Here is an 11,945-nt window from a genome sequence, read left to right as displayed (position 1 = left end):
CCCGCCGGCACGTCGGACTCTTCCAGACTCATCCGCCACACACGAAACAGTGGTCTCAATGCAACGCCTTGCCATTCAGCCGACGCTCCACTGGGTCTTCCTCAACCGCCCCCGGAGCGTATTCCCGAGGGTCCATTGATGGCGTTGATGAGTTAGCGCGGCAAGTCGCTGTAACCCATCAGGAACTCGTCGACCGCGCGCGCGGCCTGGCGGCCTTCGCGAATCGCCCACACGACCAGGCTTTGGCCGCGCCGGATGTCGCCGGCCGCAAACACCTTGGGCACATTGGTGGCATAGCCGCCCGTGAAGTCAGTGCCCGCCTTGGCGTTGCCGCGGTTGTCTTTCTCGACGCCGAAAGCCTCCAGGACCGAAGCGACCGGCGAGACAAAGCCCATGGCCAGGAGCACCAGGTCGGCCTTGAGCGTCTGCTCCGACCCCGGCACCTCGACCATCCTGCCATCCTTCCATTCGACGCGAACGGTTTTCAGGCCGGTGACCTTGCCTTTTTCCCCCATCAACTCCTTGGTGGAGATCGCGAACTCGCGCTCGCAGCCTTCTTCGTGGCTGGAACTGGTGCGTAGCTTGATCGGCCAGTACGGCCAGGTCATGGGGCGGTTTTCCTCTTCGGGGGGCTGCGGCATCAGTTCAAACTGGGTCACGCTGGCCGCACCGTGGCGATTGCTGGTGCCGACGCAGTCGGACCCGGTGTCGCCGCCTCCAATCACGATGACATGCTTGCCGTCGGCCCTGATCTGGCCCTTGACCTTGTCACCCGCGTTGATCTTGTTCTGCTGCGGCAGGAACTCCATGGCGAAATGCACGCCGTCCAGATCCCGGCCAGGCACAGGCAAATCGCGCGACTGCTCGGCGCCGCCCGTCAGGATGATGGCCTCAAAGTCCTTTTGCAACTGCTCGGCCGATATCGTTTCCTTGGCCCAGTTCGTGACTTTGGAATCCTTGGGCAGGCTGCCGATCATCACGCCGGCGCGGAAAGTGACACCCTCGGCCCGCATCTGCTCGACGCGGCGGTCAATATGGATTTTCTCCATCTTGAAGTCGGGAATGCCGTAGCGCAGCAAGCCGCCGATACGGTCGTTTTTCTCAAACAGCGTGACATCATGGCCGGCGCGCGCCAGCTGCTGTGCCGCGGCCATGCCGGCAGGGCCGGAGCCCACCACCGCCACCTTTTTGCCGGTTTTGTGCTTGGGCAACTCGGGCTTGACCCAGCCTTCGGACCAGGCACGGTCGATGATGGCATGCTCGATCGATTTGATGCCGACCGGATCGTTGTTCACATTCAGCACGCAGGCAGCCTCGCAGGGCGCGGGGCAGATGCGGCCGGTGAACTCCGGAAAGTTGTTGGTGCTGTGCAACGTGTCGATCGCGTTTTTCCAGTCGGCACGAAACACCATGTCATTGAAATCGGGAATGATGTTGTTGACCGGGCAGCCGCTGTTGCAAAAGGGCGTGCCGCAGTCCATGCAGCGTGCCGCCTGTTTGCCGGCCTGCGCATCGTTCAGCCCGATGACAAACTCCTTGTAGTTTTTCAGGCGCTCGGGCACAGGCTTGTAGCCCTCCTCGATGCGCTGGTATTCCATGAAGCCGGTGATTTTTCCCATGATCAGTCCTGTCGGTTCCGTTATCGTGATGAGTACAAGTTTGCTGCGATCAGGCCTTACTTGGCCGCCGCGGTTTCCAGGTTGGTAGCCACTTGCGAGCGGGTGGTTTCAGTCGCAGCTTCGAGCCTGCGCTCCTTGCGCTCGATCAACGCCCGTTTGTACTCATTCGGGAACACTTTCACAAACTTCAGACGCGCCTCGCTCCAGTTGTCGAGCAATTCCCTTGCGCGTTTGCTGCCCGTCCAGCGGTTGTGGTCCTGCAGCAGGCGCTTGAGCAATTCCTCGTCACTCTCACCGGCATGCCAGTCCGATTCATGGGCGTGCTGCTCGACGGTGCTCACCACCCGGTCCATGGACACCATGGAGGTGTTGCAGCGCGTTGCAAACAAGCCGTCTTCGTCGTAGACATAGGCCACACCGCCGCTCATGCCGGCGGCGAAGTTGCGGCCGGTCTTGCCCAGTACCGCCACCGTGCCGCCGGTCATGTATTCGCAGCCATGGTCGCCCGTGCCTTCCACCACCGCCGTGGCACCCGACAGTCGCACCGCAAAACGCTCGCCGGCCACGCCACTGAAAAACGCTTCGCCGGTGGTGGCGCCATACAGCACCGTGTTGCCGACGATGGTGTTTTTATGCGACTCACCCCGGAAGTCAATGCTCGGTCGCACCACGATGCGGCCGCCGGAAAGACCCTTGCCGGTGTAGTCGTTGGCATCGCCAATCAGGTACAGGGTGATGCCCTTGGCGAGGAAAGCGCCAAACGACTGGCCACCGGTACCCTCAAGCTGGATACGCAGGGTGTCATCAGGCAGGCCTTCAGGATGGCGGCGCGTCAGCTCGCCCGACAGCATGGCGCCGACGGTGCGGTTGACGTTGCGCGCCACCTCGATGAACTGCACTTTCTCGCCTTTCTCCAGAGCGGCTTTTGACTTCTCGATCAGGCGGATGTCCAGTGCCTTGCCCAGCGCGTGGTCCTGCTCCATCACATGCAGACGCGGCACATCGGCCGGCACATTGGGCTGGTAGAACAGGCGGCCGAAGTCCAGGCCGCGCGCCTTCCAGTGCTCAATGCCTTTTTGCGTATCGAGCAGGTCGGCACGGCCAATCAGGTCATCGAACTTGCGCACGCCCAGCTGAGCCATTAGCTGACGCGCCTCTTCAGCCACAAAGAAGAAATAATTGACCACATGCTCGGGCTTGCCGCTGAATTTCTGGCGCAGCACCGGGTCTTGCGTGGCCACACCCACCGGGCAGGTGTTCAGGTGGCACTTGCGCATCATGATGCAGCCCTCGACCACCAGCGGCGCGGTGGCAAAGCCGAATTCATCGGCGCCCAGCAGGGCGCCAATGACCACGTCGCGGCCGGTTTTCATCTGGCCGTCGGCCTGCACGCGAATGCGCCCGCGCAGGCGGTTGAGCACCAGCGTCTGCTGGGTCTCGGCCAAGCCGATTTCCCAGGGAGAGCCGGCGTGCTTGATGGACGACCAGGGCGAAGCGCCGGTGCCGCCGTCATGGCCGGCAATCACCACGTGGTCGGACTTGGCCTTGGCCACGCCCGCGGCAATCGTGCCCACACCGACTTCGCTGACCAGCTTGACGCTGATGCTGGCGCGCGGATTGACGTTCTTCAGATCGTGAATCAGTTGCGCCAGATCTTCGATGGAATAAATGTCGTGGTGCGGCGGTGGCGAAATCAGGCCGACACCGGGCACGGAGTAACGCAGGTGGCCGATGTAGTCGCTCACCTTGCCACCGGGCAACTGGCCGCCCTCGCCGGGCTTGGCGCCCTGCGCCATCTTGATCTGGATCTGGTCGGCCGACACCAGGTATTCGGCCGTGACACCGAAGCGTCCCGAGGCGACCTGCTTGATGCGCGAGCGCAGCGAGTCGCCGTCCTGCAGCGGAAGATCCACCTCGACCTGTTTCGGACCGATCACACTCTTGAGCGTTTCACCCTTCTTGATCGGAATGCCCTTGAGCTCCTGGCGATAGCGGTTCGGATCCTCACCGCCTTCGCCGGTGTTGCTCTTGCCGCCGATGCGGTTCATCGCGACGGCCAGCGTGGCGTGGGCTTCGGTGCTGATCGAGCCGAGCGACATCGCGCCGGTCGCAAAACGCTTGACGATTTCCTTGGCCGGCTCGACCTCGTCGATCGGGATGGCTTTCGACGGGTCTATCCTGAACTCGAACAGTCCGCGCAAGGTCATGTGGCGACGGTTCTGGTCGTTGATCAGCTGGGCATATTCCTTGTAGGTGTTCCAGTTGTTGGAACGCGTCGAATGCTGAAGCTTGGCGATCGCGTCTGGCGTCCACATGTGGTCCTCGCCGCGCACGCGCCAGGCGTACTCGCCGCCGGCGTCCAGCATGTTGGCGAGCACCGGGTCATCGCTGAACGCCGCCTTGTGCATGCGCAGGGCTTCTTCGGCGATCTCGAACACGCCCATGCCTTCCACCTGGCTGGCGGTGCCGCTGAAGAATTTGGCCACGGTGTCGCGGTTCAGGCCGATCGCCTCAAACAGCTGGGCACCGCAGTAGCTCATGTAGGTTGACACGCCCATCTTGGACATGATCTTCGACAGGCCCTTGCCAATCGCCTTGGTGTAGTTATAGACCGCCTTGTCGGTGTTCAGGTCGCCGGGCAGGCCCCTTGACAGCTCGGCCAGGGTTTCCATGGCGAGGTAGGGGTGAACGGCCTCGGCGCCATAGCCTGCCAGCACCGCGAAGTGATGCACCTCGCGTGCCGAGCCGGTTTCCACCACCAGTCCGGCCGTGGTGCGCAGGCCCTCTTTCACCAGGTGCTGGTGAATCGCGGACAGCGCCAGCAAAGCCGGAATCGCCACCTGCGCGGCGCTCACGGCGCGGTCGCTCACGATCAGGATATTCTTGCCGTCCTTGATCGCATCGACCGCCTCGGCGCACAGCGAAGCCAGCTTGGCCTCCACGCCCTCGTGGCCCCAAGCCAGCGGGTAAGTGATGTCCAGCGTATAGCTCTTGAACTTGCCCTGGGTGTGCGCCTCGATGTCGCGCAGCTTTTGCATGTCGGCCACGTTGAGCACGGGCTGGCTGACTTCCAGCCGCATTGGCGGGTTGACCTGGTTGATGTCCAGCAGGTTGGGCTTGGGGCCGATGAAGGACACCAGCGACATCACGATGGCTTCGCGGATCGGGTCGATCGGCGGGTTGGTCACCTGCGCGAACAGCTGCTTGAAGTAGTTGTACAGCGGCTTGTTCTTGTTGGACAGCACGGCCAGCGGGCTGTCGTTGCCCATGGAGCCGGTGGCTTCTTCGCCGTTGGTGGCCATCGGAGACATCAGGAACTTGATGTCTTCCTGCGTGTAGCCGAAGGCCTGCTGGCGATCGAGCAGCGTCAGCCCGGCGTCGGCCGGCGTGGCGCTGGCAGCCGCGGCGGGCACCTTGCCAGACACGTCATCGAGCTTGATGCGCAGGTTCTCGATCCACTGCTTGTAGGGCTTGCTGTGCGCCAGCGTCGCCTTGATTTCCTCATCGTCCACCATGCGGCCCTGCTCGAGGTCGATCAGGAACATCTTGCCGGGCTGCAGGCGCCACTTGCGCACGATCTTGTGCTCGGGAATCGGCAACACACCGGATTCCGAGGCCATGATGACCAGATCGTCGTCAGTGACGCAATAACGTGAAGGACGCAGGCCATTGCGGTCCAGCGTGGCACCAATCTGGCGGCCGTCGGTGAACACGATGGAGGCCGGGCCATCCCACGGTTCCAGCATCGCGGCATGGTATTCATAGAAGGCCTTGCGACGCTCGTCCATGGTGGTGTGCTGCTCCCACGGCTCGGGGATCATCATCATCACGGCTTGGCTGATCGGGTAGCCCGCCATGGTCAGCAACTCCAGGCAGTTGTCAAAGGTGGCGGTATCTGACTGGCCGGCGAAGCTGATGGGGTAGAGCTTTTGCAAATCGGCACCCAGCACGGGCGAGGACATCACACCCTCGCGCGCCTTCATCCAGTTGTAGTTGCCCTTGACGGTGTTGATCTCACCGTTGTGCGCCACATACCGGTAGGGGTGAGCCAGCGGCCACTCCGGGAAGGTATTGGTCGAAAAACGCTGGTGCACCAGGCCGAGGGCGGAGACGCAGCGGGTGTCGGTCAGGTCACGGTAGTAAGTACCCACTTGGTCGGCCAGCAGCAGGCCTTTATAAACCACGGTGCGGCTGGACATGCTGGGCACGTAATATTCTTTGCTGTGCGTCAGGCGCAGGTTCTGGATGGCGGCGCTGGCCGTTTTGCGGATCACATACAGCTTGCGCTCGAGAGCATCCTGCACGATCACGTCGTTGCCGCGACCGATGAAAATCTGGCGCAGGATGGGCTCTTTTTCGCGCACGGTCGGCGACATGGGCATGTCGCGGTTGACCGGCACATCGCGCCAGCCCAGCAACACCTGGCCTTCCGCCTTGACGGCGCGTTCCAGCGCCTGCTCGCAAGCCAGGCGCGATGCATGCTCTTTCGGCAAAAACACCATGCCCACGCCGTACTCGCCCGGCGGCGGCAAGGCGACGCCCTGCTTTGCCATTTCTTCACGGTACAGCGCATCTGGCAGCTGAATCAGGATGCCGGCGCCGTCGCCCATCAATTTGTCGGCGCCCACCGCACCACGGTGGTCGAGGTTCTCGAGAATTTTCAGGCCCTGCTGAACAATGGCGTGGGATTTGTGCCCCTTGATGTGAGCGACGAATCCAACCCCGCAAGCGTCGTGCTCATGGGCTCCGGAGTACAAGCCATGTTCTTCAAAGTGTTTGATTTCAGCAGCCGTGGTCATGGCAATTCCTCGTCGGTGTGGGAAAAGAGCGGCGTGCGACAGGCATGCACCGTCTCCTCCGCAAGGTTCATAATTTTTTGCAGGGATTGAGAGCATAGTGCACTGCAACAACAATGCCAAGCACTTTAAATGGGGTCAGATTCCAATTAAATCCCAAAGAAGTATATCTAAATGTAATTAGGGACACATTAAAATCATCCGAAAAGCACCTCAAAAGTGGACATGGCGGCGCTCAGCGGGGTACAGGCCTGCCGGGTGGGCGTCCGGCCCGGTTTTTCTGAACCCGGCGCTCGGTCCGCTTTTGCACGTCAGCCACAAAGCCCTCCCCTCCAAGCACCCAGCCACCGAGGACTGACCGGGTCAGTGCATCGTGCTGCGCCGATGAGATGCCCTCGCGCACCAATTCGGCGTAAGCCACTTCACGCCCAAACGGCGTGTTGCCCAGAGCCCAGAATAGCGGATGGGGCGTCACGAGCCTGTCGGCCCGCAAACCGGCGTAATGGCCATGGCTAGACCAGGGGTAGTCTTTGGGGTCCCCTGCCACCCCAGCCCGTACCGGACTGAGGTCGATATAGGCCATGCAGGGCAGCAGATAGCGCTCGGCCTCTATCAGGGTCGAGCGGTAACGCCCTTCCCACAGGGTTCCGGTGCGTCCCTGGCTGTCATTGAAATAGCGTACATAACGCCGGCCCACAGCCTGCATCATCTGGGGCAAGCCATCGGCGCTTGCCGGAGTCGCCAGCAAATGGAAATGATTGCCCATCAAGACATAGGCGTGCAGTGCCACGCCAAATTTGCGGGCGTTTTCTTCCAGCAGGGCCAGCAGCGTCTGGTAATCGGCCACCGATGAAAAAATGGCCTGCTGGTTGTTGCCGCGCTGAAGAATGTGATGGGGATAGCCGGCAAGCGTGAGACGGGGAAGACGGGCCATGGGAGAAGTGTCTGGAGTTGTGCATCATGATAATTGGAATCTGACCCTCAATACGACTCCGGAGATCCCGGATCCCATGTTGATCACCAGGGCTTGCAGCCCCCTTCCCCCTTCGGGGCGTTACCGAATGACCTTGCCGTCCGGCGTGATGCTGACCAGGTCTATCGCACGCACGGACTCATACTTTTTGGCGCGCAGGTTGATACGAAAACCACCCACGTCATAGTCCGTCATGGATTCAAAGGCTTTTTGCAGGCCAGGACGGTCCGGCCTGCCACCGCCCGAGACACTGCGGCGCACGCCTTCGGCAAATGTGCGGGCAGCGATGTAGCCCTCCACGCTTTCGTAACTGGGCGTCTGGTCGGTCTGGTTCAGCACGTCCAGGTATTCCTTGATGATGGGTGTGCCGGTGCTGCGCGGCGAAGGCACCACCTGTGAAATGACGATGCCGCCAATCTCTTTGCCCAGCGCACTGAAAAGCGGGTCTATGCCGACCACCGAAAAATTCAGGAACTGGCCGCCATAGCCGGCCCGGCGCATTTTGCGGATGAAGGCGGCCGATGAATTGAAGAGGCTGACCTGTATGATGGCTTGGGGCTCTGCCTTGAGCAGCTGGGCCACTGCCGCATCAACCTTGTCGCTATTGACCGGCGACAGCGCACTGGCCACGATCGGTGGACGCTTGAGGTCGACCAGCGCCTGCTTGATGGCAGCCAGGCCAGCGCGCCCCATGGCATCGTCTTCGGCAAACACGGCGATGCGGTCCTGGTTCAGCGTGGCACAGTGGCGCACCACCTTGTAAGCCTCATCCGCCAGGGCTGGCCGCACATGGAACACATTGCCGAGGGCAGGATCATGCAGCGCATCGGAGGCGGCAAAGGGGGCAAAAAACAGGGCCCCCGCCGGCTTTGCCACGGCAAAGGCGGCATCGCAACTGGCCGTGCCGGCAAAACCGAACAGCGCGTCAACGCCTTGATCCATCAGCTGCCTGGCATTGTTGGCAGCTCTGGCAGGGTCGTAGCCATCATCCAGCGCCTTGACGTCGATCTTGTAGCCGCCCGCACCGTTTTTCGCATTGATGGCATCGAAGCAAATTTTCGCGCCGTTGAGGTAAGCCAGCCCGATCTGGTCTGCCGCGCCCGTCAGCGGCACGGACTGGCCCACGACCACCCTGCGCGCAGTTTTGGCAGTTTGTGCCCGAAGCGCGGGACTTGCCACCAAGGCACCCGCGCACACGCTACCCAGAATTAATTGACGCCGATTGGGAACCATCACAACACCTTTCGAGATACGAGGCAACCAAGCAGGTTTGATGCCTGCGCTGCAACGGATGCCCGCCACAAATTTGGCCACCGGTGCAGCGTAATGCGGGAAAGCATCCAAAGCCGGCCCGCTCAATGCCGTCACGACATAAGGCTATGCGTGTACTTCGCGGCGTCCTCGCCGACAACGGGCTATCGAATCTGCCTGCCCGGCTGGGCAGCGGCCTGAAGAAGTGCTGTCACACCGGAAAAATGGCACGCCCTTTGAGACGCTCATGTTCCCTGGCGGCGAAGCGATCCGTCATGCCGGCGATGTAATCAGCCACCACACGTTCGGCTTTTGCGCCGGCGGAATGGGGCATGTCAATCCCGGCTGCACGGTCGATATGCGCCTGCGGCATCTGCGCCGGGTCGGCCATATACGCCTCGAACAAATCGCGAACCACTTGCTGGGCCGCCTGGGTGGTGTGCACCACCTGTGGATGCCGGTATAAATTTTGCAGCAGGAATCGTTTGAGGGAGGCGGACTGCGCCGCCATTTCATCGGTAAAACAGACCAGCGGGGGATGCTGGCGCACCGCCTCCACGTCAGCCGGCGCGGCGGCCTGCAAGGCTGTCCGCGTCGCCTCAATGACGTCGTAGACCTGCGCACTGAGCATGCGCCGTATGGCTTCAAACAGGAGGCGGCGACCCAGCAGGCCCGGATGCGCCAGACCTGTCTCGCGGCGAAACTGGCTGAACAGCGCCACCTCCTCGAGTTGCTCCAGGGTGAGCAAGCCTGAACGGACCCCATCATCGATATCGTGGGCGTTGTAGGCAATTTCATCCGCAAGATTGGCCAGCTGGGCTTCCAGGCTGGGCTGCAGCCATCGGGGCTCCATGGAGGCCGGCGAGATGAAGCGCCGGGCGACGCCACCGGGCTCACGCGCCTCGATCTGGCGGGCGTTGCGCCTTGAACAGTGCTTCAAAATCCCTTCGCGTGTCTCAAACGTCAGGTTCAGACCGTTGTAGGCGGGATAGCGCTCTTCCAGCGTGTCCACAACCCGCAGGCTCTGCAGGTTGTGCTCGAAGCCGGCGCTCTGTGGGTTGTGGGCCTTCAGGCATTGGTTCAGCGCATCCTGGCCGGCATGGCCGAACGGCGTATGACCCAGGTCGTGCGCCAGGGCGATCGCCTCGACCAGATCTTCGTTGAGCCGCAGGGTACGGGCGATCGAGCGCCCCAACTGCGCGACCTCCAGCGAATGGGTCAGGCGCGTGCGGAAGAGATCGCCCTCGTGGTTCAGAAATACCTGAGTTTTATAGACCAGGCGGCGAAACGCCGTGGAATGCACAATCCGGTCGCGGTCGCGCTGGAACTCGGAGCGCGTCGGCGCCGCAGGCTCGGGGTAGCGCCGGCCGCGCGACAGCGCCGGATCACAAGCATAGGCCGCAGCACTCATGACTCACTCATCCAGACAGCTTCCAGCCTTCATGAAATCGGCAACATTTACCGGCCCCATCGCCCATCACGCACAACAGGCATCGATGACTTCGCGCACCAGCGCATCGGGTGCGCCACGCACCGCCGCCTTGCCAGGCCCATCAATCACCACGAAGCGGATTTCACCGGCCTCGGATTTTTTATCGACGCGCATCAGCTCCAGATAACGGCCGGCATTGTCAGTGGCGGACAGCACAGGCCCCTTGACGGGCAGGCCGGCACGCAGGACAAGTCCTGTCAGGCGATCGACAAAAGCCATGTCGACCAAGCCCAGGCGCTGTGACAAATGCGCCGCCATCACCATGCCGCAGCCCACGCCCTCGCCGTGCAGCCACACCCCATAGCCCAGCCCCGACTCAATCGCGTGGCCAAAAGTGTGGCCGAAATTCAAGATCGCCCGCAAGCCGGATTCGCGTTCGTCCTGCCCCACCACCCAGGCCTTGATCTCGCAGCTGCGCTGAATGGCATGCGCCAGTGCGGCCGGGTCCTTGCTCATCAAGGCCTCGAGGTGGCCTTCAATCCAGTCGAGAAACACCATGTCGGCGATCGGCCCGTATTTGATGATCTCGGCCAGGCCCGCGCTCAGTTCGCGCGGCGGCAGCGTGGCGAGAGCGTCCAGGTCGCACACGACCTGGAGCGGCTGATAGAACGCGCCGATCATGTTTTTCCCCAGTGGGTGGTTGATGGCTGTCTTGCCGCCTACCGATGAATCCACCTGGGCCAGCAGGGTTGTAGGCACCTGCACGAAGGGCACGCCGCGCATGTAGCTTGCGGCGGCAAAACCCGTCATGTCGCCGACGACCCCACCGCCCAGCGCAAACAGCACGGTTTTACGATCACAACCATTTCCCAGCAGCGCGTCAAAAATCAGCTGTAGCGTGGGCCAGTCTTTATGGTCCTCGCCATCGGGCAAGGTCACCTGCAAGACCTTCTGGTAGCGCGTTCGGAGGGCGTGGGCGAGCGGAGCCGCATAGAGGGGAGCGACAGTGGTATTGGAGACGATAAGCGCCGTCGTGGCCTTGGGCAATTGCTCGTAGGTCGACGCACTGCCCAGCAGGCCCGCACCGATGACTATCGGATAGCTGCGCTCGGCCAGATGGATATGAACCCGCGCCACAGCAGGGGAAGTGTTTGCTTGCATAAGCGCAAGTGTAGAGGCACTCCACGATCCTTGGGGGTCTCTCCCGGTCATTGCTTCGTTACCGCAGCAGCCCGAGCCTGGCAGGTGACACCAGGCTAAGGCGCAGGAACCACGCCCGCCAGTTCCAGCTGCATGAGGATCATGTTCACCAGGGTGGACACCGAAGGACGGCCGGTTTCAATCACGAATTGGGCGGTTTCCCGATACAGCGGATCGCGTGCGATGTAAAGATCGCGCAATCGGGCCAGTGGATCAGCGACCTGAAGCAGCGGCCGGTTCTGGTCATGCCGCAAGCGCCGAAAAACCTCTTCCGGCGCCGAATGCAAATATACGACCTGCGCCCGCCCCCGCAAATGCTCGCGGTTCACAGGGCGGAGCACGCTACCGCCGCCGGTGGAGAGCACACAGGCCCCTCCTTGGGTCAACTCATCGATGACCAGCTGTTCAAGATCACGGAATGAAGCCTCGCCCTCACGCTCAAAAAACTCGCGAATGGAGCAGCCGATACGCTGCTCTATGACCTGGTCTGAATCAACGAATGGCAAACCCAGCCTGCGGGCAAGCTGCCTGCCCACCGTGGACTTTCCCGATCCCGGCAGGCCCACACAGGCTATTTTCAACAGGTTTGCATTCACTTGGATACGCAGTATGCCAGCGCCGCGGGCATCAGAATGAAAACACCCCCGAAATCGGGGCGTGCAACAAAGAGAAAA

Annotated in this window: 7 protein-coding genes; all 7 read right to left on the bottom strand. The window is 61.8% G+C overall.

Annotated features, from left to right (window positions below; translation table 11 throughout):
- Nucleotides 1-152 precede the first annotated feature (152 nt).
- Nucleotides 153-1,619: a glutamate synthase subunit beta gene (locus BPRO_RS03885; protein WP_011481751.1), complete on the bottom strand. Its 1,467-nt coding sequence runs from the start codon at nucleotides 1,617-1,619 to the stop codon at nucleotides 153-155.
- A gap of 56 nt (nucleotides 1,620-1,675) precedes the next feature.
- Entirely contained in the window at nucleotides 1,676-6,418 is a 4,743-nt protein-coding gene (locus tag BPRO_RS03880; RefSeq protein WP_011481750.1) for a glutamate synthase-related protein, read from the bottom strand.
- A 232-nt stretch (nucleotides 6,419-6,650) separates the two neighbouring features.
- The gene (locus tag BPRO_RS03875; RefSeq protein ID WP_011481749.1) at nucleotides 6,651-7,349 is read right to left on the bottom strand and encodes a transposase; all 699 of its coding nucleotides are present in this window, start codon (nucleotides 7,347-7,349) and stop codon (nucleotides 6,651-6,653) included.
- A 120-nt stretch (nucleotides 7,350-7,469) separates the two neighbouring features.
- Nucleotides 7,470-8,513, bottom strand: coding sequence for an ABC transporter substrate-binding protein (locus BPRO_RS03870; protein ID WP_232291487.1), 1,044 nt, complete (start codon nucleotides 8,511-8,513; stop codon nucleotides 7,470-7,472).
- A 337-nt stretch (nucleotides 8,514-8,850) separates the two neighbouring features.
- Nucleotides 8,851-10,050: a deoxyguanosinetriphosphate triphosphohydrolase gene (locus BPRO_RS03865; RefSeq protein WP_011481747.1), complete on the bottom strand. Its 1,200-nt coding sequence runs from the start codon at nucleotides 10,048-10,050 to the stop codon at nucleotides 8,851-8,853.
- Between the two features lie 66 nt (nucleotides 10,051-10,116).
- Nucleotides 10,117-11,232: a 3-dehydroquinate synthase gene (gene aroB, locus BPRO_RS03860; RefSeq protein WP_041388327.1), complete on the bottom strand. Its 1,116-nt coding sequence runs from the start codon at nucleotides 11,230-11,232 to the stop codon at nucleotides 10,117-10,119.
- A 95-nt stretch (nucleotides 11,233-11,327) separates the two neighbouring features.
- Entirely contained in the window at nucleotides 11,328-11,852 is a 525-nt protein-coding gene (locus BPRO_RS03855; RefSeq protein ID WP_011481745.1) for a shikimate kinase, read from the bottom strand.
- Nucleotides 11,853-11,945: the final 93 nt, after the last annotated feature.

This window comes from Polaromonas sp. JS666, from assembly GCF_000013865.1.
GTDB lineage: Bacteria > Pseudomonadota > Gammaproteobacteria > Burkholderiales > Burkholderiaceae_C > Polaromonas.
This window is presented reverse-complemented; position numbering and strand designations above follow the sequence as displayed.